The 23,077-nt window shown below is 65.2% G+C and carries 23 protein-coding genes; 11 read left to right on the top strand and 12 right to left on the bottom strand.

Annotated features, from left to right (window positions below):
- Positions 1-9 precede the first annotated feature (9 nt).
- On the top strand, positions 10-489 hold the full coding sequence (locus CHB88_RS15790; protein WP_143131316.1) for a hypothetical protein: 480 nt from the start codon (positions 10-12) through the stop codon (positions 487-489).
- Between the two features lie 20 nt (positions 490-509).
- On the opposite strand, the gene pyrF is transcribed toward CHB88_RS15790, so the two are convergent.
- Complete coding sequence (gene pyrF / locus CHB88_RS15795) at positions 510-1,337, bottom strand: orotidine-5'-phosphate decarboxylase (RefSeq protein WP_089400345.1); 828 nt, start codon at positions 1,335-1,337, stop codon at positions 510-512.
- Positions 1,338-1,425: 88 nt separating this feature from the next.
- Here pyrF and CHB88_RS15800 point away from each other — a divergent pair, with 88 nt between their 5' ends.
- The 4 genes from CHB88_RS15800 to CHB88_RS15815 are packed head-to-tail and all read left to right on the top strand — an operon-like array spanning position 1,426 to position 4,289.
- Positions 1,426-2,319, top strand: coding sequence for a DMT family transporter (locus CHB88_RS15800; protein WP_089400300.1), 894 nt, complete (start codon positions 1,426-1,428; stop codon positions 2,317-2,319).
- A gap of 37 nt (positions 2,320-2,356) precedes the next feature.
- A complete protein-coding gene (locus CHB88_RS15805) occupies positions 2,357-2,950 on the top strand; it encodes a LemA family protein (RefSeq protein WP_089400301.1) in 594 nt (197 codons plus the stop codon).
- Positions 2,951-2,973: 23 nt separating this feature from the next.
- Positions 2,974-3,783 carry a TPM domain-containing protein gene (locus tag CHB88_RS15810; protein WP_089400302.1) on the top strand — a complete coding sequence of 270 codons (810 nt, stop codon included), beginning with the start codon at positions 2,974-2,976 and terminating at the stop codon, positions 3,781-3,783.
- 11 nt (positions 3,784-3,794) lie between these two features.
- Positions 3,795-4,289: a TPM domain-containing protein gene (locus CHB88_RS15815; protein WP_089400303.1), complete on the top strand. Its 495-nt coding sequence runs from the start codon at positions 3,795-3,797 to the stop codon at positions 4,287-4,289.
- A 96-nt stretch (positions 4,290-4,385) separates the two neighbouring features.
- Here the strand turns inward: CHB88_RS15815 and dacB are convergent, their stop codons facing one another.
- Positions 4,386-5,801 carry a D-alanyl-D-alanine carboxypeptidase/D-alanyl-D-alanine endopeptidase gene (gene dacB, locus CHB88_RS15820; RefSeq protein WP_089400304.1) on the bottom strand — a complete coding sequence of 472 codons (1,416 nt, stop codon included), beginning with the start codon at positions 5,799-5,801 and terminating at the stop codon, positions 4,386-4,388.
- A gap of 110 nt (positions 5,802-5,911) precedes the next feature.
- On the opposite strand from dacB, the gene CHB88_RS15825 reads away from it, so the two are divergent.
- From CHB88_RS15825 to groL, 5 genes are all read left to right on the top strand, one after another.
- The gene (locus tag CHB88_RS15825) at positions 5,912-6,382 is read left to right on the top strand and encodes a MarR family winged helix-turn-helix transcriptional regulator (RefSeq protein WP_089400305.1); all 471 of its coding nucleotides are present in this window, start codon (positions 5,912-5,914) and stop codon (positions 6,380-6,382) included.
- Between the two features lie 170 nt (positions 6,383-6,552).
- Positions 6,553-6,972, top strand: coding sequence for an organic hydroperoxide resistance protein (locus CHB88_RS15830; RefSeq protein WP_089400306.1), 420 nt, complete (start codon positions 6,553-6,555; stop codon positions 6,970-6,972).
- 88 nt (positions 6,973-7,060) lie between these two features.
- Positions 7,061-7,483: a VOC family protein gene (locus tag CHB88_RS15835; RefSeq protein ID WP_089400307.1), complete on the top strand. Its 423-nt coding sequence runs from the start codon at positions 7,061-7,063 to the stop codon at positions 7,481-7,483.
- Between the two features lie 308 nt (positions 7,484-7,791).
- Complete coding sequence (groES, locus tag CHB88_RS15840) at positions 7,792-8,088, top strand: co-chaperone GroES (protein ID WP_089400308.1); 297 nt, start codon at positions 7,792-7,794, stop codon at positions 8,086-8,088.
- Positions 8,089-8,132: 44 nt separating this feature from the next.
- Positions 8,133-9,788 carry a chaperonin GroEL gene (gene groL / locus CHB88_RS15845; RefSeq protein WP_089400309.1) on the top strand — a complete coding sequence of 552 codons (1,656 nt, stop codon included), beginning with the start codon at positions 8,133-8,135 and terminating at the stop codon, positions 9,786-9,788.
- A 186-nt stretch (positions 9,789-9,974) separates the two neighbouring features.
- Here the strand turns inward: groL and CHB88_RS15850 are convergent, their stop codons facing one another.
- From CHB88_RS15850 to CHB88_RS15895, 10 genes are all read right to left on the bottom strand, one after another.
- Positions 9,975-11,516, bottom strand: a complete 1,542-nt coding sequence (locus CHB88_RS15850; RefSeq protein WP_176442513.1) for an ATP-binding protein — start codon at positions 11,514-11,516, stop codon at positions 9,975-9,977.
- 19 nt (positions 11,517-11,535) lie between these two features.
- Positions 11,536-12,774 carry an MFS transporter gene (locus CHB88_RS15855; protein WP_089400311.1) on the bottom strand — a complete coding sequence of 413 codons (1,239 nt, stop codon included), beginning with the start codon at positions 12,772-12,774 and terminating at the stop codon, positions 11,536-11,538.
- A 78-nt stretch (positions 12,775-12,852) separates the two neighbouring features.
- Positions 12,853-13,689 (bottom strand): FTR1 family iron permease, encoded by an 837-nt coding sequence (locus tag CHB88_RS15860; RefSeq protein ID WP_089400312.1) that lies wholly within the window; start codon positions 13,687-13,689, stop codon positions 12,853-12,855.
- A 2-nt stretch (positions 13,690-13,691) separates the two neighbouring features.
- Positions 13,692-14,051: a cupredoxin domain-containing protein gene (locus tag CHB88_RS15865; RefSeq protein ID WP_089400313.1), complete on the bottom strand. Its 360-nt coding sequence runs from the start codon at positions 14,049-14,051 to the stop codon at positions 13,692-13,694.
- 36 nt (positions 14,052-14,087) lie between these two features.
- Positions 14,088-14,504 (bottom strand): ExbD/TolR family protein, encoded by a 417-nt coding sequence (locus tag CHB88_RS15870; RefSeq protein WP_089400314.1) that lies wholly within the window; start codon positions 14,502-14,504, stop codon positions 14,088-14,090.
- Positions 14,504-15,226, bottom strand: coding sequence for a MotA/TolQ/ExbB proton channel family protein (locus CHB88_RS15875; protein ID WP_089400315.1), 723 nt, complete (start codon positions 15,224-15,226; stop codon positions 14,504-14,506). The genes CHB88_RS15870 and CHB88_RS15875 overlap by 1 nt, the downstream gene beginning before the upstream one ends.
- A 31-nt stretch (positions 15,227-15,257) precedes the next feature.
- A complete protein-coding gene (locus CHB88_RS25895; protein WP_089400316.1) occupies positions 15,258-15,986 on the bottom strand; it encodes an energy transducer TonB in 729 nt (242 codons plus the stop codon).
- Positions 15,983-16,669 (bottom strand): Fe2+-dependent dioxygenase, encoded by a 687-nt coding sequence (locus CHB88_RS15885; protein ID WP_089400317.1) that lies wholly within the window; start codon positions 16,667-16,669, stop codon positions 15,983-15,985. Before CHB88_RS15885 ends, CHB88_RS25895 begins: the two co-directional genes overlap by 4 nt.
- An 11-nt stretch (positions 16,670-16,680) precedes the next feature.
- Positions 16,681-18,897, bottom strand: a complete 2,217-nt coding sequence (locus CHB88_RS15890) for a TonB-dependent receptor (protein ID WP_089400346.1) — start codon at positions 18,895-18,897, stop codon at positions 16,681-16,683.
- A gap of 216 nt (positions 18,898-19,113) precedes the next feature.
- Positions 19,114-19,632 carry a CinA family protein gene (locus CHB88_RS15895; RefSeq protein WP_089400318.1) on the bottom strand — a complete coding sequence of 173 codons (519 nt, stop codon included), beginning with the start codon at positions 19,630-19,632 and terminating at the stop codon, positions 19,114-19,116.
- Positions 19,633-19,950: 318 nt separating this feature from the next.
- On the opposite strand from CHB88_RS15895, the gene CHB88_RS15900 reads away from it, so the two are divergent.
- A complete protein-coding gene (locus tag CHB88_RS15900; RefSeq protein ID WP_089400319.1) occupies positions 19,951-23,070 on the top strand; it encodes a bifunctional diguanylate cyclase/phosphodiesterase in 3,120 nt (1,039 codons plus the stop codon).
- The last annotated feature ends 7 nt before the right edge of the window (positions 23,071-23,077 follow it).

The following is a 23,077-nucleotide window of genomic DNA, read 5'->3' on the forward strand; positions in this document are numbered from 1 at the left end:
CCCCCATTTATGTCCGCATTCGATCGCGCCATCGCTTTTGCAGCCGTTGTCAGCCTTGCCTGCATCGCTGCATGCACACGCACCGGCGATGAACCGTTGAATGGCAACGGTCAAGCAACATCCCGAAATGCATCCATCGCACGATCCGATCTTCCGCCCTTGCAGCTCGGTTCGGGGAAAGCGGTGACGCAGCTGTTGGACGAGCTCTACCGGAAGGAAGGCTTGCCTGCCGTGGTGAAGTGGGCGGAACAGGAGTTGACGCCCGGTCGGGAGATCGTCTACCAGGGCCGAATCGGAGACGAAGTGGAGCGGCGAAAAATCTACGACCGCTCCATCTGGCTGTTGAACGATGATGGAGAAATCACCAGCCGGGCCGTGCTCGCGCCGCTCACCGACGAGAAGTATGGCGAGAGCGAGTTCTTCGCCAACTGGTCCAGGCCGAGGAACAGGGAGCCGTTCGTGCTGCGGCTGCGCATCTGGCGGGATTGACGCCGCGCTGAAAGGCGTCTTCAGCCGCGGTAGCGGTTGATCTCGTCACGGGTCTGCAGCGCGACGCGGCGGGCGGCGGCGGCGAAGTCCTCGCCCTGCGCCGCATCCGGCTTCGCATACAGGATGGCGCGCGACGAGTTGACCATCATGCCGAGGCCGGCGGCGGTCTTGCCGGCATTCACCGTCGCCTGCACGTCGCCGCCCTGGGCGCCGATGCCCGGCACCAGCAGCGGCATGTCGCCCACCAGCCTGCGCACCTGCGCCAGCTCTTCCGGGAAAGTCGCGCCGACCACCAGGCCGCATTGCCCGTTGCGGTTCCACTTCTCGGCCACCAGCTTCGCCACGTGCTGGTACAGCGGCACGCCATCCACCTGCAGGAACTGCAGATCCGAGCCGCCCGGATTCGAGGTGCGGCAGAGGACGATCACGCCCTTGTCCTGCCACTCCAGGTAGGGCGCCACCGAATCGAAGCCCATGTAGGGATTGACGGTGACGGCATCGGCGCCGTAGCGCTCGAAGGCTTCGCGCGCGTACTGCTCGGCGGTGCTGCCGATGTCGCCGCGCTTGGCATCGAGCACGATGGGAATCTGCGGATGGTTCCGGCGGAGGTAGGCGCACAGCGCTTCCAGCTGGTCTTCCGCCCGCAGCGCGGCGAAATAGGCGATCTGCGGCTTGAAGGCGCAGGCGGCGGAGGCGGTGGCATCGACGATGGCCTTGCAGAATTCGAAGATGTTGCCGTCGCCGTTCTGGAGCGCTTGTGGAAAGCGCGAGACGTCCGGGTCGAGCCCGACGCAGAGCAGGGAATCGTTGGCGCGCCAGGCGGCGTCGAGTTGCTGGATGAAAGTCACGATGGTTCCGATGGATTGGGTGCTGAAGCCGGTCAAAGGCCTTGCGGAGGCAAAAGCGCATTGTAACTTGCCATGCTATCGTTCCGGCATGACCTTGCTATCGCGAAAAGACTGGGCCCTGCTGGTTCTGCTCACCGTTTCCTGGGGCTTCAACTGGCCGATCATGAAGCTCGGCGTCACCGACTACCCGCCGCTCGCCTTCCGTGCGCTGAGCATGATCGGCGGACTGCCGGCGATCTGGCTGGCGGCGCGCATGCAAGGCGTTTCACTGGCCGTGCCGCGCGACAAGATCGGAGAAGTGGCGAAGCTGGCGCTGCCCAACATGGTGCTGTGGCATTTCTTCGTGATCCTCGGCGTCCGCCTGCTGTCTTCCGGCCGCGCCGCCATCCTCGGCTACACCATGCCGGTCTGGGCGGCGCTGTTCGGCCTGCTCTTCTTCGGCCAGCGCCTGTCGCGCTCGGCCTGGTTCGGCATCGCCTGCGCCTTCGGCGGCGCGCTGCTGCTCATGTCCACCGAATTCGCCAACGTCGCCGGCAAGCCCGCCGGCAGCCTGATGGTGCTGATCGCGGCCGCCGCCTGGGGTTACGGCACGGTGCTGATGAAGCGTTCCGACGTCGGCATCCCGACCATCAGCCTGACCTTCTGGATGCTGCTGCTGGCCACCCTCACCCTGGCCATCGGCAGCGTGCTGTTCGAGCGTCAGGCCTGGCACTTGCCCAATGCCACCGTCTGGTGGGCGATGGCCTACAACGCGCTGATCATCTTCGGCTTCGCCCATACCGTCTGGTTCGGCCTGGCCCGGAAGCTGCCGCCGGTGGCGTCCAGCCTGTCGGTGATGATGATCCCGGTGCTCGGCGTGTTCTCCGGCGCCTGGCTGCTGGGCGAGACGCCGCACTGGCAGGATTACGCCGCCATGGCTTTGATCATGCTGGCCATGAGCAGCGTATTGTTGAAACCTGCCGCGCCGGCGGCAGGTCAATAAGGTTGCTTCCTTGCGAGAAAAAAAGAAAGGATCGTCGATGAAGAACTGGATGAATTGGCTGACCATGGGCATGCTGGCCGCCCTGCTCTCCGCCTGCGGCTACAACGACTTTCAGGCCAAGGACGAGCAGGTCAAGGCCGCCTGGGGCGAGGTGGTGAACCAGTACCAGCGCCGCGCCGACCTGATTCCCAACCTGGTGAACACCGTCAAGGGCTATGCCTCGCATGAGAGGGACACGCTGGAGTCGGTGACACGCGCCCGCGCCGCCGCCACCAGCATCCAGGTCACGCCGGAAACCCTGAACAACCCGGAAGCCTTCCGCAAGTTCCAGCAAGCCCAGGGCGAACTGTCCTCCGCTCTGTCGCGCCTGATGGCCGTGTCGGAAAACTATCCGCAGCTCAAGGCCGACGGCCTGTTCCGCGACCTGCAATCGCAGCTCGAAGGCACCGAGAACCGCATCACCGTCGCCCGCCAGCGCTACATTCAGTCGGTACAGGATTACAACATCCTGGCGCGCAGTTTCCCCACCAACCTGACCGCCATGGTGTTCCACTATGAGCCGAGGCCGTCCTTCACCGTCGAGAACGAGCGCGCCATATCCACCGCGCCGGCGGTGAATTTCGGCAAATAACGCTTGCCGCCCGGGAACCTGACATGAGCATGCTGCGCCTCCTGCTCGGCTGGCTGCTGGCGGCATGGCTCGCCGCGCCGGCCTGGGCCCAGGGCTTCGTGCCGGTGCCGCCGCTGCAGGCGCGCGTCACCGACCAGGTCGGCATGCTGACGCCGCAGCAGCGCTCGGCGCTCGAAAACGTCCTCAAGGAGTATGAAGACCGCACCGGCGCGCAGATCGCCATCCTCATCGTCAGCAAGACCGAGCCGGAAGCCATCGAGCAGTACAGCATCCGCGTGGCCGATGAATGGAAGCTCGGCCGCAAGGGCGTGGACGATGGCGTGCTGCTGCTGGTGGCGAAGGACAATCCGCCGGCGCTGCGTCGCCTGCGCATCGAAGCCTTCCGGGGCGTGCAGGGCGTGCTCACCGACGCCCAGTCCAAGCGCATCCTGCAGGATGTGATCGCGCCCCATTTCCGCCAGAACGATTTCTACGGCGGCCTGGCCGCCGGCGTATCGGCCATCACCAGCCTGCTCGACAAGGAAGCCTTCCCTTCCCCGCAGCGCAAGCCGGGACAAGGCGATGAAGGCCTCGAAATAGGCAGCCTGTGGCCCTTCATCTTCATGGGCATCATGCTGCTGTTCTTGCTCCGCGCCCGGCCGCGTCGGCGCCTGCGCGACGACTACCGCTGGGGCCGCTCTTCCGGCGTGGTGCTCGGCAGCGGCTGGGGCGGCGGTTCCTGGGGTGGCGGGAACTGGGGCGGAGGCGGCGGCTTCGGCGGAGGCGGCGGCGGTGGAGGCTTCAGCGGCGGCGGCGGAACGGCCGACGGCGGCGGCGCTTCCGGAAACTGGTGAGGACGACAACGATGCTCAAGCGTTTTTTCCGCCATCTCCTCACCGGCAGCGGCAGCGCGCGGCGCGCGTTTCCAACCGAGAGCCTGCAGACCATCCATGCAGCCATTACCGAAGGCGAAACCCGGCATCGGGCCGAGGTCAGGCTGATCATCGAAGCGGCACTGGCGCCGCATGAGATTTTCGCCGGGCTGCAGCCGCGCGATCGGGCGCGCCGGCTGTTCGCGGAACACGGCATCTGGGATACGGAAGAGAATTGCGGCGTGCTGGTCTATATCAATCTCGCCGACCGCCAGGTGGAAATCGTCGCCGACCGCGGCGTCGGCCGGCAGGTGGACGCGGCGCAGTGGCAAGCCATCTGCCGCCGCATGACCGAAGGCTTTACCCGCGGCGATTTCCACGAGAGCGTCATTGCCGCCATGGGCATGCTCAACGAGCTGCTGCAGCGCCTCTATCCGGACGATGGCTCCGCGGCCAACCAGCTGCCGGACCAGCCGATGATGCTGTAGCGCTCATCAGGTCGATCGCCGGGGCAGCCTAGGGACAGTACGCTTCTTGAACCTTTAGTGGATCCGGTTCGTCGGCCTTGACATCGGCCGTGCATTTCACCCCTGCTCGTACACCCACTGCAGCATCGCATCCTGCGCTTCCTGCGCGCGCGGCGCGTTGGCATGGTTGACCAGAAATGCCACCGCATAGCGCCGCCCCGACGCCGCCAGCACATAGCCGGCGATGGCGCGCACCTCGTTCAGGGTGCCGGTCTTGATATGAGCGCGCCCGGCGACCGAATGGCCGTTCAGGCGCTGGCGCATGGTGCCATCGAGGCCCGCCAGCGGCATGGAGGAGATGAACTCCGGCATCGTCGGCGCTTGAAACGCCGCTACCAGCAGCCGGCCGAGGGTGAGCGCCGAAATGCGCTCCTCGCGCGACAGGCCGGAGCCGTTGCGCACCACCAGCTCCGGCGCCTGGATGCCCTTGCGCGCCAGCCAGGTATCGATCACCGCCGCGCCCCGCTCCGGCGTGGCCGGCAGCTTGAGCTGCTGGTTCGCCAGGGTCAGCAGAAGCTGGCGCGCCATCACGTTGTTGCTGAACTTGTTGATGTCGCGAATGATGTCGGCCAGCGGCGCCGATTCCCACTCCGCCACGAGGCGAGCGGCGGGTGGAACTGCGCCGTTGCGTGTCGGTCCCGTCAGCGTGCCGCCGAGGCTGCCCCAGACATGGCGGAACACCGCATCGAAATACTGGACGTGCGTCATCTGGAAGGGATGGATGTACCAGGTGCGGTCGCCGCAGGCGCCGGCATAGGCGCCGTCGAAGCGGATCTGTCCGGGCGTGTCCAGCCCGAGCCGCAGTCGGTTGCGCCAGTCGGTGCAATCGCCGAGGGCGAACTTCGGCGGCGCGACGCGGTAGCCGGCCAGCGGCGGATCGACCAGCACATTGACCTTGAGCGCCGCCTCGTCCGGCAGGAAGCGCAGGCCGATCGACTTGTAGTTCAGCAGCAGCGCATCCGGCCCGGCGTTGTAGGGCTTGATCGGATCGCTGTCGAACTGCGCCGGATCGTAGACCGCTTCCTCGAAGGCGCTGCGGTCCAGCACCAGGCTGCCGCGGATTTCCCGTATGCCCCGCGCCCGCAGCTGACGCAGGAACAGCCACAGGGATTCCATCACCAGCTTCGGATCGCCGCTGCCCTTGATCACGAGGTCGCCCTGCAGCACGTCGCCGCGCAGCGGGCCGTCGGCATAGGCCTGGGTTTTCCAGGTGAAGGTCGGACCGAGCAGGTCCAGCGCGGCATTGGTGGTGAGCAGCTTCATCACCGACGCCGGATTGAAGGGCGCGTTCCAGTTGGTGCCGGTCAGCACCTGGCCGCCGCCCACCTCCTGCACATAGGCGCCGACGGCGTAGTTCGGAATCTCGGCGCGGCGCAGCGCCTCGTCGACGGGTGGCGGCAGTTCCTGCGCGCCGGCGGAAGCAAGGAAAGCCAGCGGCAACAGCAGGGCCGCCATTATTTTGTGTAATCGCATGGAATGTTGAATAATGCGTGTGCAACCGACGAGCGGGCGATCGAACGATTTCCGCCGCACGGGTTGCCGTTTTGAAACCCGCTTCATTATCCCACGCCAGCCCCATCCCGATGCCACCCAAGACCACCGCCGCTTCCGCCAACGCCGACGATGCCCTGCTGCTGGACAATCAATTCTGCTTCGCGCTGTACTCCGCGTCGCTGGCGCTGACCAAGGCCTACAAGCCTTTCCTCGACCGGCTCGGCCTGACTTATCCGCAATATCTGGTGATGCTGGTGCTGTGGGAAGGCGACAACCTGCTGGTGAAGGCGATCGGCGAAAAGCTGCATCTCGATTCCGGCACCCTCACGCCCCTGCTCAAGCGTCTGGAAGCCTCGGGGCTCATCCATCGCACCCGCGACGATGCCGACGAGCGCCAGGTGCGCATCACGCTCACCCGCGAAGGCCGCGCGCTGAAGAAGAAGGCGCAGGACATTCCGCATGGAATCCTGTGCGCGAGCGGCCAATCGGCCAAGCTGCTGAAGGACCTGAAGCGGCAGCTCGGCGAAATCCGAAACAATTTGGCCAGCGGCACACTCTAAGCCTGTTCTCGATCGTTGCCGGCCGTCAAGCCGGCCGCAACGCTTCTGATTTTAAATAGTGCACAATCTAATTGTGTGCTATATTTATTCCGACGCGGCGCGAAGGGTGCTCCGTGCCCGAGCTTGATTCGATTGATTCCAACCGCTGATTGCCATACAAGGAGAAAAACATGCAGATTCTTTACCGCGCCGAAGCCACCGCCACCGGAGGCCGCGACGGCCGCGCCGTCACCAGCGACAGCCATCTCGACGTCAAGCTGAACACGCCCAAGGAACTCGGCGGCGCCGGCGGCGACGGCACCAACCCGGAACAGCTGTTCGCGGCCGGCTATGCGGCCTGCTTCCTGTCGGCGCTGAAGTTCGTCGCCCTGCATACCAAGGCCACCCTGCCGGCCGACACCGCGGTGGTCGGCACCGTCGGCATCGGCCCCAACGACAAGGGCGGCTTCGGCCTGGACGTGGATTTGAAGGTGTCCCTGCCGGGCATGGACAAGGACGCGGCGCAGGCGCTGATCGACAAGGCGCACCAGGTCTGCCCCTACTCCAACGCCACCCGCAACAACGTCGACGTCAGGCTTAACCTCGCCTGATCCTTGTCGAAGCGAATGCCAAGCCCCGGCCGCACCGGGGCTTTTTCTTTATACTGGCTGCCACCCTGCACAAACCATCACGCAAGCCATGGCCGCCATCCCGCCCTTCCACCTCGCCTTTCCCGTCCACGACCTCGATACCGCCCGCCATTTCTACGGCGAGGTCCTCGGCTGCCCGGAAGGACGCAGTTCGCCGCACTGGATCGACTTCGACTTCTACGGCCACCAGATCGTCACCCACCTGGTGGAGAAGCCGGCGCAGCCCGCCGGCCAGGGCCATGTGGATGGCAAGGAAGTGCCGGTGCCGCATTTCGGCGTGGTGCTGCCCATGGAGGCATGGCAGGCGCTGGCGCAGCGCCTGGAACGGGCCGGCGTGGAATTCGTCATGAAGCCGCAGATCCGCTTCCCCGGCCAGCCGGGCGAGCAGGCCACCATGTTCTTCCTCGACCCGAGCAGCAACGCGCTGGAAATCAAGGCTTTCAAAGACCTGTCCCAGCTGTTCGCCAAGTAAGCCGCAGGCAATCCGGGGAAAAAGGCGTCGAAAAGGCGCGGTTTGCGCCTGGGTTTGATGTCCCGCAAACCCTTCTCCCCGTTCGCCGCCAAGATGGCGGCTGGCCGCTTGTCGTGGCTATCCCGAGTTTGCATCCAATAAATCCCTTGCTTGAAAAACCCAAACTGCATCCCTATAATTAGCACTCGCTAGGGTAGAGTGCTAACAAAAACCCTCCCAGCCTTCTTTTTCTGCCCCGGCTGCTGAAGCGGAAGACTCTGCAGCCGACCGGCTGTAAAACTATAACCCATTGATTTTAAGGAGTTTGTATGAAACTTCGTCCATTGCACGATCGCGTCATCGTCAAGCGTCTCGACCAGGAAACCAAGACTGCGTCCGGCATCGTTCTCCCGGATGCGGCGGCCGAGAAACCTGACCAGGGCAAGATTCTCGCTGTCGGCAACGGCAAGATTCTCGAAAACGGCAGCTTGCGCGCGCTCGAACTGAAAGTGGGCGACACCGTGCTGTTCGGCAAGTACTCCGGCCAGACCGTCAAGGTCAACGGCGAAGAACTGCTCGTGATGCGTGAAGAAGACATCATGGCCGTCGTCGAAAACAACGCCTGATCTCATACAAGTTTCCCCCTACCGGATTAATCAAGGAGTAACACATGGCAGCTAAAGACGTAGTATTCGGCGATGCCGCCCGCGCCAAGATGGTCGAAGGCGTCAACATCCTCGCCAACGCCGTTAAAGTCACCCTCGGCCCGAAAGGCCGCAATGTCGTGCTCGAGCGCTCCTTCGGCGCCCCGACCGTCACCAAGGACGGTGTCTCGGTCGCCAAAGAGATCGAACTCAAAGACAAGCTCATGAACATGGGCGCGCAGATGGTCAAGGAAGTCGCTTCCAAGACCTCCGACAACGCCGGTGACGGCACCACCACCGCGACCGTGCTGGCCCAGGCCATCGTTCGCGAAGGCATGAAGTACGTTGCCGCCGGCATGAACCCGATGGACCTGAAGCGCGGCATCGACAAGGCTGTCCAGGCCACCGTCGAGCAGCTCAAGACCATCGCCAAGCCCTGCACCACCTCCAAGGAAATCGCCCAGGTCGGCTCCATCTCCGCCAACTCCGACGCCTCCATCGGCGAGCGCATCGCCGAAGCGATGGAAAAGGTCGGCAAGGAAGGCGTCATCACCGTTGAAGACGGCAAGTCCCTGAACGACGAACTCGACATCGTCGAAGGCATGCAGTTCGACCGCGGCTACCTGTCCCCGTACTTCATCAACAACCCGGACAAGCAGGTTGCCATCCTGGACAACCCGTTCGTCCTGCTGTTCGACAAGAAGATCTCCAACATCCGCGACCTGCTGCCGGTTCTGGAGCAAGTGGCCAAGGCCGGCCGTCCGCTGCTGATCATCGCCGAAGACATCGAAGGCGAAGCGCTGGCGACCCTGGTGGTCAACAACATCCGCGGCATCCTGAAGACCTGCGCCGTCAAGGCGCCGGGCTTCGGCGACCGTCGCAAGGCCATGCTGGAAGACATCGCCATCCTGACCGGCGGCCAGGTCATCGCTGAAGAAGTCGGCCTGACCCTCGAGAAAGCCACCCTGAACGACCTCGGCCAGGCCAAGCGCGTCGAGATCGGCAAGGAAAACACCACCCTCATCGACGGCGCCGGCCAGGCTGCCGCGATCGAAGCGCGCGTCAAGCAGATCCGCGTCCAGATCGAGGAAGCGACCTCCGACTACGACCGCGAGAAGCTGCAGGAGCGCGTGGCCAAGCTGGCCGGCGGCGTTGCCGTGATCAAGGTTGGCGCAGCCACCGAAGTCGAGATGAAGGAGAAGAAGGCCCGTGTCGAAGACGCGCTGCACGCTACCCGTGCCGCCGTTGAAGAAGGCATCGTTCCTGGCGGCGGCGTGGCCCTGCTGCGCGCCCGCGCCAACATCAAGGCACTGAAGGGCGACAACCCCGATCAGGACGCCGGCATCAAGATCGTGCTGCGCGCCATGGAAGAGCCGCTGCGCATGATCGTCACCAACGCCGGCGAAGAAGCATCCGTCGTCGTCAACAAGGTGATGGAAGGCTCAGGCAACTTCGGCTACAACGCCGCCAACGGCACCTATGGCGACATGGTCGAAATGGGCGTGCTGGATCCGGCCAAGGTCACCCGCTCCGCGCTGCAGAACGCCGCGTCGATCGCCGGCCTGATGCTGACCACCGACTGCACCGTTGCCGAGCTGGTCGAAGACAAGCCGGCTGCTTCGGCTGGCATGGGTGGCATGGGCGGTATGGGTGGCATGGGCGGCATGGACGGCATGATGTAATTTGCCGCTCCCGGTCCGGCGGCAATTGTTTCATCACCGTTGCCGGACCGCCGCTGATGCTGGCCTCCAGCCGATGCGACTGGCGGGTTCGTCCCGCCAAAGCAAAACGCCCCGATTCGTCGGGGCGTTTTACTTTGCAGCGGTCTTGTCAAAAAGAAGGCGACAGGCGAAGCGCTGAAGTTTTCTTCAGGCCGCAGGAAGGTCCACGAAGAACCGGGTGTCCCGTCCCGGCATTGACGCAAAGCCCACTCTCCCCTTCATCCGCTCCGTGAATTTCTTCACGATCGCCAGCCCTAGTCCTGTTCCCTCTCTCGCCCTTGCGGTGGAAGTATCAGCCTGTGCGAACTTCTCGAAGAGACGTGCCTGAAACTGCGCCGGTACGCCAGGGCCTTGGTCGATCACCGAGAAGCGCACCATCTCGCCGACGCGTTCGCAGCGCAGCGTCACCGGCTTGTCTTTGGGTGAAAACTTGACGGCGTTGGAAATCAGGTTGCCCAGCACCTGCTGCAGCCGCCCGCGGTCGGCGGTCACGGCGAGGTCGTCGCAGGGTTCTCTCTCCAGCGTCACGCCCATGGCGGAGGCGAAGCCGGATGCCGCCTGCAGCGCGTCCTCCATGACCATGGCGGCGGAAAGCCGCTCGGGATGGAAGGCCATGGCGCCGAACTCCACCTTTTCGATGTCGAGGAAATCGCTGATCAGCCGGATCAACCCTTCGGCATTGCGCTGGGCGATGTCCACCAGGGTCTGGGCCGATTCGTCGACTTCGCCGCCGAGGCCGCTCTTGAGCATGCCGAGCGCGCCATTGATGGACGTGAGCGGCGTGCGCAGTTCATGGCCGATGATGGCGATGAATTCCCGCTTCATTGCCTCCAGCGCCTTGCGCTCGGAAATGTCGTGGGTGATCAATACCAGCACCGGCTTGCTGGACATCGTCAAGCGCTGCATGCGGGTCTCGACCGGATGGCTGCCGTCAGGCCCGCCCGGGCGCCGGTGCTCGACATGCACCACGTCGGTCTCGCCCTGCCGCAGCGGCTGCATGATTTGCTCCAGCCGCTCCGCCGGCACGTCGGATAGCAGCTCGGGCAAATGTCTGGCGGTGATGGCGTCGCCCGTGCAGCACAGGGCGATGCGGGCGGCATGGTTGCCGAAGAGGCAGCGGCCGCTCTCTTCCTCGACCAGCATGATCTCGTCGCCGAGCCGGTCCAGCACCTGGCCGAGCAGCGCATAGCGGGCTTCGCTGCGGCGCGCCTTCAGCAGCGCCGACACCACCTGCGCCAGCTGGCGCATCATTTCCTTTTGTTCCTCGTTTAGCTGCTTAGGCTGGTCCGACAGCACGCATAAGGTGCCGAGGTTGAAGCCTTCCGGGCTCTTGATCGGCATGCCTGCGTAGAAGCGCACGCCGAGCGGGCCGGTGACCAGCGGATTGTCATGGAAACGAACGTCCTGCGGCGCATCCGTCACCTGGAACAGCTCGTCCTGCAGGATGGCGTGACCGCAGAAGCTGATCTCGCGCGGCGTTTCCCGCAAGGCGTCGAAGCCCCGGGCCGCTTTGAACCATTGGCGGTTCAGGTCGATCAGGGACATCAAGGCAATCGGGGTGCCGCATATCATCTGCGCCAGCGACGCGATTTGGTCGAACACGGGCTCGAACGGCGTGTCGAGCACTTCGAAGCTCGCCAGGTTGGCCAGTCGATCCAATTCGTTCTCAGGGTAGGCGGGAGCTTCCACGATGGCCTGATCTCTCGATTTATGGGCTGGGTTGCGCCGGGCCGCGAGCGGACTCGCCGGAGGCCAGCATATCGGCATCCGCGCCGCCCGGGCGGATCGCGGCGATAAAGAAGCCGAGCGAAGCCAGCGACACGGCCAGCAGCGACCAGAGCAAAGCCGCCGGTCCCTGCGTGGCCTGGACGACCAGAGCCACCGCCAGCGGACCGGCCGCCTTGGCGATGAGGGCCGGCGCCGCCAGTGCGCCGGAGATCGCGCCGTAGTTCTCGCGGCCGAACAGGGCTTGCGGCACGGTGCCGCGCACGATGGTGAGGATGCCGTTGCTGAGGCCGTAAAGGATGCAGAAGGCCACCACGGCGATGCGCAGGCCGCCGGCCGACAGCAGCATCAACAATGCCGCCGGTAGCAGCGAGAAGGTAACGATGCCCACCATCTGCGGCCGGGTATGGCGGGCGGCGCCCATTTCCAGCAGGCGCGCCAGCACCTGCATCGGTCCGATCAGCGCCGCCAGCCCAACCACCAGCGCCAGCGGATGGCCGAAGTCGCGCAGCAGCGGAATCAGGTGCACCGACATGGCGGAGAAGATGAAGCTGTTGGCAGCGAAGGCGAACGCCAGATGCCAGAAGGCGGGATGACGGATCGCCTGCTTCAGGGTGTAATCGTTGCCGGCAACGTCCAGCGCCGGCAGGCGCCGCAGCGGCCGCGGCAGCATCAAGTGCAGCGGCAGACACAGCAGGAAATGCATGCCGGCATAAGCCAGGCAGGCGTTGCGCCAGCCGAGCCAGTCGATCAGCGCCAGGGTCAGCGGCCAGAACACGGTGCTGGCCAGGCCGCCGAACAACGTCAGGATGGAAATGCAGCGGCGCGGATTCTGCATGACGACGCCATTGATGGTGGCAAACGCCGCCTCGTACAGCGTGCCGGCCATGGCCATGCCGATCAGCGTCCACGCCAGCACGTACATCATGGCCGAATGCGCCAGGCCCAGCAGGAGGAAGCCGGCGGCGGCGCACAGCGAGCCGGCCGGCATCACGCGGCGGCCGCCGATGCGGTCGATCAGCATGCCGGCCGGCGTGGCGCACAGGCCGGCCACCAACAGGCTCCAGGAAAAGGCGCCGAAGATGATTTCGGTGGAAATGCCCAGGTCGGGCTGCATCACCGGCGCCAGGATGGCGAAGGCGTAGTAGGCCGAACCCCAGGAAGCGATCTGGGTGAAGGCCAGGATAGCGATGAGCCGGGTGGCGGACTGGGAGGAAGTCATGAAGCTCCGATCGGGTATCACGATTGTAACCGTGAACGCCCGATCGCAGCCTTGACCCGGCTCGGGAGGCCGGGGGAATCAGCCGCGGACGGGACGCGCCTGCCCCAGGCGCGGCGCCGGGCGCATCAGGCGCATGCCGATCAGCAGCAGGACGATGCCGCCGACATAGAAGATCGCCTGCATCGCCGACGGCCGGGCGTCGTAGCCGATCAGCGCCTTGAGCAGCGTGCCGGGCAGCGACTCGCTGGAGATGAAGGCCGAGGTATCCCAGATCGGCGCCATGAGGCTGGGCAGCGTGCCGGCCTGGATCAGGGTGCGCGCCAGCTGGCTGGCCATGGCGGCGGCGAGCAGCAGGATCAGCGTATTGGTCACCGTGAACAGCTTGCGGATCGGGATGGCCTTCAGGCCGGCATACAGCACGCCGCCAAGGGCGATGCCGGCCACCAGGCCGAACGCGCAGCCGATCAGGATGCTGGCCTGGCTGGAGGCATTGCCGGTGGCGTAGCCGGCGATGAACAGCACCGTCTCCGCGCCTTCGCGCAGCACCGCCAGCGCCACGGCGATGACCAGCGCCCAGGGCGTGCGGCTGCCCTCGCGCAGCGACGCGCCGAGCTGCCTGGCGGCGCTGGCCGCTTCCATCCCGTGTCTGGCCGACGTCATCACGTGCCAGCCGAGCATGACGAAGGCGGTGGCAAGGATGCCGGCATTGAGGTATTCCTGGCCGATGCCTTCCGCCATTTCGGCGATCGGCTCCATCAGGGCGGCCACCACCAGCGAGCCGATGACCCCGGCGGCGATGCCGATGCCGAGCCAGCGGCCGCGTCCCGGCAAGCCTTGCGTGGCGGCGGCCATGATGCTGACGAACAGGGCGGCTTCGACCGTCTCGCGGAAGATGATGAGTGCGGCGCCGAACATGCTTACTCCGCCACGACCACGCCTTGCGCGGTGCTCTGGTGGAATTCGCCCATGAAGGGGTAGCGGCCGGGCTTGAGCGGACCGATGAAGATGGTGGCGCGGTTGCCGCCGGGGATGATCTTCTCCACGCTCAGCACGCTGCTCTCGAACTCTTCGGGCGTGTCGTCCTTGTTCAGCACGATCAGCTTGACGCGCTGGTTGGCCGGCACCTTGACTTCGGCCGGGCTGAACTTGTGTTCCTGGATGCTGATGCGCACTTCCGGATCGGCGGCGAAGGCGGTGGAGGTTGCGGCAACGGCCGAGAATGCGCCCGCCGCCAGCAGCGGCAGGAGCAGGGAGGAAAGTTTATTGATGCTTGCCATGGTTATCCTTGTTTTTTGAGCGAGTGACGGGCGCGGTCAGCGCAGCATGCCCGGATCGGTGATGAAGCCGATCTTGCCGAGGCCGCCGGCCTGGGCGGCGGCCATCACCTGGGCCACTTTCTCGTAGGGCGTCTTGCGGTCGGCGCGCAGATGCAGCTCCGGCTGCGGCTGCTGCGCGGCCGCGTCCTCGACGCGCGCCTTCAGCGCGTCTTCGGTCAGCGCGGCGCCGTTCCAGGTCATGCTGCCGTCGGCGTCGATGGCGAGGTCCACATGCGCCGGCTTGACGTCGTTCTGCTGGGCGGCGGCACGCGGCAGGTCGATCTTGACGGCGTTGTTGATCACCGGGACGGTGATGATGAAGATGATGAGCAGCACCAGCATGACGTCGACCAGCGGCGTCATGTTGATCTCGGACATCACCTCATCGTCCTGGCCTTGGGGATGGAAGCTCATCACTCACCTCCGGCGCGGCGCAGCGGCGAAACGTTGGAAGGCTGGCCGACGCGGCCGCCGGTGATGAAGTAGGCATGCAGGTCGTGGGCGAAGTTGGTCAGTTTGGACAGCACCGCCTTGTTGCTGCGGACCAGGGTGTTGTAGCCGAGCACCGCCGGAATCGCCACCACCAGGCCGAAGGCGGTCATGATCAGCGCCTCGCCCACCGGACCGGCCACCTTGTCGATGCTGGCCTGGCCGGCTACGCCGATGCCTACCAGCGCGTGATAGATGCCCCACACCGTGCCGAACAGGCCGACGAAGGGCGCGGTGCTGCCGATCGAGGCCAGCACCGGCAGGCCGCTCTGCATGCGGCCGCTGATGTTTTCGATGGAGCGGCGCAGGCAGCTGGTGATCCACTCGCTGACATTCAGCGCGCCGTGCAGGTCTTCCTTGCTGTGGGCATGGTGCGCGGCAGCGTTGGCGCCATCTTCGGCCAGGGCGCGGAAGGGATTTTCCTTGCGGTCCGGCGCCAGCAGCGCCATGCCCTGCTCCAGGCTCTTGCTGTGCCAGAACTCGTCGCCCGCCACCAGCGCCTGGCGCCGCAGCCGCATCAGCTGCAGCGCCTTGATGGCGATGACGAACCACGACAGGATGGACATGCCGAGGAGGATCAGCGCCACGCTGCGGGTGACGAAATCGCCTTGCTGCCAAAGGTTGGCGAGGCCGTAGGGACTGTTCATGAATTTTTTCCTTTAAGTCGTATGCAGTAAATCAGTTGAGCTTGAATGCGAGCGGCACCTGGACCCAGGCCGCGACCGGATTGCCGGCCTGCTTGGCGGGCACGAAACGCCACTGGCGCACGGCGGCCAGCGCGGCATCGTCGAGCAGCTGGGAGCCGCTGCTGGTCTGTACCTTGACCTCGCCGGCGGTGCCCTCGGGCGTGACGAACACGCGCAGCATGACCTTGCCTTCCTCGCCGAGGCGGCGCGCCAGCGGCGGATAGGCCGGCGCCGGATTGTTGAGGTAGGCGGCGTCGAAGCGCGGCGCGATCACCGGTGCCGGCGGCGCGGGTGGAGCAGGCGGCGCAGGCGGTGCCGGCGGCGCGGCGTCGACCGGTGGCGCTGGCGGTGCCGGAGGCGCTACCGGCGTGGTGATCGCCTTTTCGCTCGGCGTGGTGTTCGGCGTCGGGATGGGCTTGGGCGTTGGCTTGGGCGCGGGGGTCTGCTTCACCGGCTTGGCCGGCTCCGGCTTCACCACCGGCTTGGGCTGCGGCTTCGGTTCCGGCTTGGGTTGCGGCACGACCTGCGGTTGCGGCGGCGCGGCCGGCAGCAGCTGCGCCATCACCACCGGCGGTTCCACTGGTGCCTCGTTCGGCTTGCTGTTGAGGGCTTGCAGTCCGGCCAGCAGCGCCACATGGGCGACGACCACGCCGGCCAGCACGCCGCCGCGCGAGGCCGACCAGCCGTCGCTGCCGTATTCGTCGAGTCGGGCGGCGTTCATGTCTCGGCCCACATGCGCATCAGGTTGTGATAGCAGCCGGTGAGCTTGACCACGTGCTCGGGATCGGCGGTGCCGCCCTCGCGCATCGCCATGATGGCCATGTCCATGTCGAACAGCAGGCGGCGCTGGTCGTCGCGCCGCACCATGCTTTCGATCCAGAAGAAGGAGGCGATGCGGCTGCCGCGCGTGACCGGTTCCACCCGGTGCACGCTGGACGAGGGATACAGCACCAGGTCGCCCGCCGGCAGCTTGACGCGCTGGGTGCCGAAGGTGTCTTCGATCACCAGGTCGCCGCCGTCGTACTCGTGCGGCTCGCTGAGGAACAGCGTCACCGACAGGTCGGTGCGGACCCAGTCGCCGTTGGTAAGGGACGTGCGCACCGCGTTGTCGATGTGATTGCCGAAGGTATTGGCTTGGCCGTCGTAGCGGTTGAACAGCGGCGGGAAGGTTTTCTTCGGCAGCGCGGCGCTGAAGAACAGCGCGCTTCTGGCGAGCGCATCAACGATGATGGCCCGGGCGGCCAACGAAGCCTCCGAGCCCTCCGGCAGTTGCCGGTTGTTCTTGACCTGGACCGACTGGGTGCCGGCGGTGATGCCGCCGTCGCTCCAGTCGGCGGCCTCCACGATGGCGCGGCAGCGCGCCAGGGAGGCCGGGTCGAGCACGTTTGGCACATGCAGCAACATGGATGAATCCTTTAGAACTTGGTGCCCAGGGTCAGCTGCAGGGCCCGCGGCGTGCCGGGCAGCACGTGGCCGGCATAGACGCCTTCGTAATAAGTCTTGTTCAGCAGGTTGAAGACGTTCAGCTTGAGCGAGTACTTCTTGGCGGCGTACTCGACCAGGGCATCGACCCGCTGGTACGACGGGACTTCATTGGTATTGGTCGAGTTGGCCCAGCGCGCCCCGACGCCTTCCAGGCCGCCGCCGACTTTCCAGCCCGGGGCCGGCTTGTAGGTGGTCCACAGGCTGTAGGTGTATTTCGGCGTATTGATGGGGATCTTGCCGAAGCTGCCGGCGCTGCTGGAGCCCTCGTCCACCTTCGCATTCATGAAGGCGACGTTGCTGAACACATCCCACTTGGCATTGATCCGGCCGACGCCTTCCAGCTCGATGCCATCGGTGTGGCGCTTGGCGGACAGCAGATAGATGTCGGGCGAGGCCACGTCGGTATTGCGTTCGTTGGTCTTCTCGGAACGGAACAGCGCGGTGCGCACCGACATGTCGCCGTTCAGCAGCTCCCACTTGGCGCCGACTTCGATGTTGCGGCTCTTCTCCGGCGGCGTGTTGGCCGTGCGGTTGTCCAGCTGATAAAGCTCGGCCGACGGATTGAACGAGGTGCCGTAGGAGACGTAGTAGGTGGTGGTCTTCGACGGCTGATGCATCAGGCCGGTACGCCAGCTCCAGACATTGTCGTTGCGCGACAGCGGGCCAGCCGGCGCCGGCCGGTCGTAGTCTGCCTTCATGCTGTCGAAGCGGGCGCCGAACAGCGCCTTCCAGGTCGGCAGGAACTCGATGGTGTCCTGGCCGTAGAGGCTGGCGGTGTGCGCCTTGTAGAAATTGTAGGCGGTACGCTGGAAGGAAGCGTCGAAGTTCGCCGGCAGCACCGGCATGGTGTTCACATTGCCGACCGTGGTGCTGGGATTGACCAGCGCGCTGGTGTTGGTGAATCGGGAGGCATCTTCATTGAGGTACTCGAAGCCGGCCAATACTTCATGCTTCATGCCGGCAGCCTGCAGTTTGGTGCTGTAGTCCGACTGCAGCGTCCAGGTATGCTCGGCGCTGCCGCGGGCCTGGCGCTGACGGCAGAGCAAGGTGGCGTCGGTAAACGAGGTGCCGGTGAAGGCATTGCAGGCGCCGGTGGCGGCGTTGACCGAATTCGCCAGACGCGGCGCGGTGGCGCGCAGATCCCGGTCGTAATCGGCCTTGCGCAGCGTGGTGCGCAGCGCGGTGTCGTTGCTGAACAGGTGGGTGTAGGTCGCGGTGGCGATGCCGGTCTGGTTGCGCTCGTAGTCGGCGTTGGCCAGCCCGTAGTAGCGCTCGATCGGCACGTTGATCGGGCGTCCCTGGAAGTAGGGCACGCCAAAGTCGGGGATATTGTTTTCCTGGAGGTAGAAGTACGACAGGTTCACTTCATCCGATGTCCCGGCGCCCCAGGTCAGCGTCGGCGCCACACCCCAGCGGCGCTGCTTGACGTCGTTGCGGAAGGTGCCGGTATCGGTGTTCATGAAGTTCAGGCGGAAGGACAGGTCGTCGTTGATGACCTTGTTCAGATCCGCCACCAGGCGCTTGTACTGGAAGCTGCCGACGGTCAGCGCCGCCTCGTTGATATCGACCGGCTTGGCCTTCTTGCTCACCTGGTTGATCACCCCGCCGGTGGAGCCGCGGCCGAACAGCATGGAGGCGGAGCCGCGCAGGACTTCGATCTGCTCGTAGTTGAAGGTATCGCGGTTGTACTGGGCGATGTCGCGGATGCCGTCCAGGAAGAGGTCGCCGACGGCGGAATAGCCGCGCAGGGTGATGTTGTCGCCGATGCGGCCGCCCTCGCCGGCATTGAAGGTCAGGCCGGCGACGTTGCGCAGCGCTTCCTTGAAGGTGTCGGCATTGCGTTCGCGGATCAGCTGCTCGGAAATGATGGTGACCGACTGCGGAATGTCCTTGGCCAGCTGCGGCGTCTTGCCGATGCGTGTCTTTTCGCCCTGGTAGCCGGCGGTTTCGCGGTCGCGCTCATCCTTCACCGTCACCACCGGCAAAGTGGCTTCGGCGGTGACTTGGGCAGTCGTCTGCGCCGTAGCCGGCAAGGCGCACAGCGCAATGGATGCCGCCGCCAGACCGTTGATCGGCAACCGGATGCCGCGCGCCGTCCTTGAAGAAATCCCCGCCTGATTCAGATATTTTTGTTCGTTCGCTTGCATGGTGGAATGAAGCCAAGTTGAGTTGGCATCAATCATAATGCGAATCATTATTATTTACAATATGTCGCAAGACTTTTCAGTTTTCCATGCTTCGACGAGTTGCGAAAAGTAAACGCCGCTGGCATCGGCGTTTAATGAAGAACGCCGCGTTTCGGCTTAGGACGATCAAAGGGGAGACGATCGGCATGAAGCCGAACACGGAGCGCAAGCGGACCGTTAATTGGCTCTGGGCATGACGCCGCCGGGCAGATGCTCGTGGTAGAAGAGAATGCGCTCTATCGCATAGTCGGCGCCGGCCTGGCGGATCTGGTTGCGATCGCCGTCGAACTTCTTGGTTTCGGAGTAGATCACCACGGCGCCATTGAACTCGAATCCCCAGGCGAAGCAGATCGTGCCGACCGGCACCTGGGCATCGCCCGATGACGGGCCCGCCACGCCGGTGTTGGAGACGGCGATATTGGCACGGCTGCCATGCAGCGCCCCCTCCACCATCTCCCGGGCCACCTGCTCGCTGGTGAGGTTGTAGCGCTCGATGGTGTCGAATTTCACGCCGAGCACCATGTTCTTCGCTTCCGGCGAATAGGTGACGAAGCCACATTCCAGCCATCCGCCGCAGCCGGGCAGGTCGCCGAGCGTGCCGGCGATCAGTCCTGCGGTGCAGGATTCGGCCGTGGCCAGCCGGATTTGATGTTCTTCGAAATAGCGGGAGATTTTCTGAAGCCGGTTCTTGTCCATGAATGTCCTTGTCTGCGCGCCCGGCGCTCTCAAGGCCGGGCGAATGCTTGCTTTGAGTACCTGAGTAGATCAAGTGACAAGTCCAATGTTCCGGCAAACGGAGAAAGCCGTTGCCGCCCGCTCAGATGCGGCACGGGTTTGAGCGGCATCAGGAATTCCTGCCATTGCTGCTTCCCCGGACCAACGGCCTGAAATAATGCCTGCGTCCTGCATGGTCCTGATTGCAGGCATTTTTGAAGCTTTTCCCGCCTGGCGGACTCCAACAGTGGCCGCGCCGCCCGGCGCCGAGGCCGTACGGCAAGCCCAAGAAGGGCCGCAATGAGCCTGATCAGCAGAGATCGTCCGCACGCGCGCATCGGCGCACCGGCTGGCAGGGCCGGCGTGCGGCCTGTGCTCGCCCTGGCGTTGCATTGCGTGGCGCTGGGCGCCATCTATTTCCTGGCGGCGGTGGCATCGCTGCATTTCAGCATCTCCCCCACCCTGTCGAGCCCGTTGTGGCTGCCGGCGGTGCTGGCGACCTGGGCTTGCCTGCGCTGGGGCAGACATCTGGCGCCAGGGGTGTTTCTCGGCGCCCTCAGCTTCTACCTGACGCTGCAGCTGGGTTGGCAGCTGGCAGTGGTCATGGCCGCCGGCAACGTGCTGGAGCTGTGGCTGGCGGTGACGCTGATGCGGCGGCGGATGTGGGAGGGCGCGGGCGGCGAATCGCTGCGGCTGTTCGCCAACCTTGCGATCGCCGCCGTCGCCGGCACGGTCGCGGCGACGATCTGCAACGCCGCCCTGATGCTGAGCGGGCGCCTGCCGCCGGAGGAAGCCGTCTTCAGCTGGGTGATCTGGTGGCTGGGGAACATGGTCGGGCTGCTGCTGGCGGCGCCGGCATTGAGCCGGGGCCGCCCGCCGGCAGGGTTCGGCGGCTCGCGCCACATTGGGCTGGAATTGTCGTCGCTCTGCCTGCTGCTGGCCCTGACGCTGGAGGCGGCTTTCGGCGAACGGTTCGGCAAGCTGCCGCTGGCCTTCCTCACCGGCCCCTTCATCATCTGGGCGGCCTATCGGTTCAATGCCGGAACCGTCACCGCCATCAGCGTGTGGATTTGCGCCGTCGCCGCCTGGCACACGGCACGCGGCGAGGGACCCTTCGTGCATGCCGACAGACATGTGTCCCTGCTGCTGATCGTCAGCTACGGCATCGTGATCAGCATCGTCAATCTGGCATTGGTGAGCCTGGTGGCGCGGCACCGGCGCGACCTGGAGCGGCTGTCCGTGGAACGGGACCTGCTGGAGGGCCGCGTCGCGGAACGCACCGCCGAGCTGACCCGCGACATCGACCAGCGCAAGCAGGTCGAGCAGAAGCTGGCGCAGAGCGAAGGCCAGCTGCGCGAGGCGCAGTATCTGGCCCAGCTCGGCAGCTGGAACTGGAACCTGGTGACGGGGGAGATCAGCTGGTCGGACGAGCTCTACCGCATCTATGGCGTAGACCCGGCCTCGTTCGAACTGACCACCGAAAACTGCCGCGCCTTGCTGCATCCGGACGACCTGCCGCAGCTGATCAGAGCATCGGCGACCAGCCGCGACAGCGGCGAACCTTTCCATCTTGAACACCGCATCATCCAGCCCTCGGGCGCGGTGAAGTGGGTGGCGTCGCGCGGCTTCGTCGTGCTCGGCGACGCCGGCAAGGCGGTGCGCCTGTTCGGCACCACCCAGGACATCACCGAGGCCAGGCGCGCCGAAACCTCGCTGCGCGAGGCCGAGGGTAAATATCGCCTGCTGGTCGAGCTGTCACCCGACGCCATCGTGATGCACCAGGATGGCGTGATCGGTTTCGCCAATCCTGCCGCGCTGGCGCTGTTCGGCGCCGAGCGGCCGGAACAGGTGGTGGGCAAGCCGGTGTTCGACTTCATCGATCCCGGCTTCCATGAGCTGGAGCGGCAGCGCCTGCAAACCCTCGCCCATGGCATCGAGGTGCCGCGCATCGAGCAGAAGGCGCGCAGGCTGAACGGCGCCACCGTGGACGTCGACGTGCATGCCCGCTCCTTCATGCATCAGGGCCGGCGCTCGGTGATGACCATCCTGCGCGACATCACCGAACTCAAGCGGGCTACGGAGCAGATGGCTTACCTCGCCCATTTCGATTCGCTCACCGGCCTGCCGAACCGCATGCTGTTCCGGCAGCGGCTGGAGCATGCGCTCAACCTGTCGCAGCGGCCGGGCAAGTCGGTGGAAATCCTGTTCCTCGACCTGGACCGCTTCAAGAATATTAACGACACGCTCGGCCATGCGGTCGGGGACCGGGTGCTGAAGGAGACCGCCAGCCGGCTGCAGGCCATCATGCGCGAATCCGACACGGTGGCGCGCCTGGGCGGCGACGAATTCGTGGTGCTGGTGGAGAACATCGACGAGCCGCTGCGCGGCGCGGTGATCGCGGACAAGATTCTGGCCGCCTTCATTCCGCCCTTCATCGCGGAGTCGGGCCCGCTCAGCATACGCACCAGCATCGGCATCAGCATCTTCCCCAACGACGGCGCCGATGCCGATACCTTGCTGAAGAAGGCCGACATCGCGATGTACCGCGCCAAGGAGAGCGGGCGCAACGCCTACCGCTACTACTCCGAGGAGATGAACCTGCACACCACCGAAAGGCTGGCGCTGGAATATGCGCTCGGCCAGGCGCTGCGCAACGGCCAGCTGTGGCTGGAATACCAGCCCAAGGTGGACCTGCTGTCCGGCCGCATCACCGGCATGGAAGCCCTGCTGCGCTGGCGCCATCCGCAGCTGGGCGACATCCCGGCGCAGAAGTTCATCAACCTCGCGGAAGAAACCGGGCAGATCGAAGCCATCGGGCAGTGGGCGCTGCGCACTGCCTGCCGCCAGAACAAGCTATGGCAGGAAACGACGGAGGACCGCCTGCTGGTGGCGGTCAATCTGTCGCCGCGCCAGCTCAACAACGACCGCCTCACCGACGACATCCGCGCCATCCTGCAGGAAACCGGACTGGAGGCGCGCTATCTCGAACTGGAAATCACCGAAGGCGCGGTGATGTCCAATCCGGAGAAGGCCATTATCGTGCTGCAGGCGCTGCGCGACATGGGCGTGAGCGTGGCGATCGACGATTTCGGCATCGGCTACTCGTCGCTGGCCTACCTCAAGCAATTCCCGATACGGGCGGTAAAGATAGACCGCTCCTTCGTGCAGGGCGTGCCGCAAAACCCCGGCGATTCCGCCATCACCCGCGCCATCATCAGCCTGGCACATAGCCTGGAATGCAGCGTGATCGCCGAGGGCGCCGAGACGGAGCAGCAGGTGGACTTCCTGCGCGACCACGATTGCGACAGCATCCAGGGCTATTACTTCAGCAAGCCACTCAGCGCCGAGGAGTTCGGCGCCCTGGTCGCCATTCACAACGCGCCGGCCCGGGAGGCCCGACAGCGCGGCATGCTGCACTGAGGTCCCG

This window comes from Noviherbaspirillum humi (genome assembly GCF_900188095.1).
Taxonomy (GTDB): Bacteria; Pseudomonadota; Gammaproteobacteria; order Burkholderiales; family Burkholderiaceae_D; genus Noviherbaspirillum; species Noviherbaspirillum humi.

What these genes read in the sequence shown, in the direction of transcription:
- CHB88_RS15885 (WP_089400317.1), bottom strand. Translation starts at nt 16,669, where the DNA reads ATGTTGCTGCATGTGCCAAACGTGCTCGACCCGGCCTCCCTGGCGCGC.
- dacB (WP_089400304.1), bottom strand. Translation starts at nt 5,801, where the DNA reads ATGCGATTACACAAAATAATGGCGGCCCTGCTGTTGCCGCTGGCTTTC.
- CHB88_RS15895 (WP_089400318.1), bottom strand. Translation starts at nt 19,632, where the DNA reads ATGGACAAGAACCGGCTTCAGAAAATCTCCCGCTATTTCGAAGAACAT.
- CHB88_RS15870 (WP_089400314.1), bottom strand. Translation starts at nt 14,504, where the DNA reads ATGAGCTTCCATCCCCAAGGCCAGGACGATGAGGTGATGTCCGAGATC.
- CHB88_RS15865 (WP_089400313.1), bottom strand. Translation starts at nt 14,051, where the DNA reads ATGGCAAGCATCAATAAACTTTCCTCCCTGCTCCTGCCGCTGCTGGCG.
- groES (WP_089400308.1), top strand. Translation starts at nt 7,792, where the DNA reads ATGAAACTTCGTCCATTGCACGATCGCGTCATCGTCAAGCGTCTCGAC.
- CHB88_RS15815 (WP_089400303.1), top strand. Translation starts at nt 3,795, where the DNA reads ATGCTCAAGCGTTTTTTCCGCCATCTCCTCACCGGCAGCGGCAGCGCG.
- groL (WP_089400309.1), top strand. Translation starts at nt 8,133, where the DNA reads ATGGCAGCTAAAGACGTAGTATTCGGCGATGCCGCCCGCGCCAAGATG.
- CHB88_RS15900 (WP_089400319.1), top strand. Translation starts at nt 19,951, where the DNA reads ATGAGCCTGATCAGCAGAGATCGTCCGCACGCGCGCATCGGCGCACCG.
- CHB88_RS15890 (WP_089400346.1), bottom strand. Translation starts at nt 18,897, where the DNA reads ATGCAAGCGAACGAACAAAAATATCTGAATCAGGCGGGGATTTCTTCA.
- CHB88_RS15860 (WP_089400312.1), bottom strand. Translation starts at nt 13,689, where the DNA reads ATGTTCGGCGCCGCACTCATCATCTTCCGCGAGACGGTCGAAGCCGCC.
- CHB88_RS15790 (WP_143131316.1), top strand. Translation starts at nt 10, where the DNA reads ATGTCCGCATTCGATCGCGCCATCGCTTTTGCAGCCGTTGTCAGCCTT.
- CHB88_RS15800 (WP_089400300.1), top strand. Translation starts at nt 1,426, where the DNA reads ATGACCTTGCTATCGCGAAAAGACTGGGCCCTGCTGGTTCTGCTCACC.
- CHB88_RS15835 (WP_089400307.1), top strand. Translation starts at nt 7,061, where the DNA reads ATGGCCGCCATCCCGCCCTTCCACCTCGCCTTTCCCGTCCACGACCTC.
- CHB88_RS15830 (WP_089400306.1), top strand. Translation starts at nt 6,553, where the DNA reads ATGCAGATTCTTTACCGCGCCGAAGCCACCGCCACCGGAGGCCGCGAC.
- CHB88_RS15825 (WP_089400305.1), top strand. Translation starts at nt 5,912, where the DNA reads ATGCCACCCAAGACCACCGCCGCTTCCGCCAACGCCGACGATGCCCTG.
- CHB88_RS15875 (WP_089400315.1), bottom strand. Translation starts at nt 15,226, where the DNA reads ATGAACAGTCCCTACGGCCTCGCCAACCTTTGGCAGCAAGGCGATTTC.
- CHB88_RS15855 (WP_089400311.1), bottom strand. Translation starts at nt 12,774, where the DNA reads ATGACTTCCTCCCAGTCCGCCACCCGGCTCATCGCTATCCTGGCCTTC.
- CHB88_RS15810 (WP_089400302.1), top strand. Translation starts at nt 2,974, where the DNA reads ATGAGCATGCTGCGCCTCCTGCTCGGCTGGCTGCTGGCGGCATGGCTC.
- CHB88_RS15805 (WP_089400301.1), top strand. Translation starts at nt 2,357, where the DNA reads ATGAAGAACTGGATGAATTGGCTGACCATGGGCATGCTGGCCGCCCTG.
- CHB88_RS25895 (WP_089400316.1), bottom strand. Translation starts at nt 15,986, where the DNA reads ATGAACGCCGCCCGACTCGACGAATACGGCAGCGACGGCTGGTCGGCC.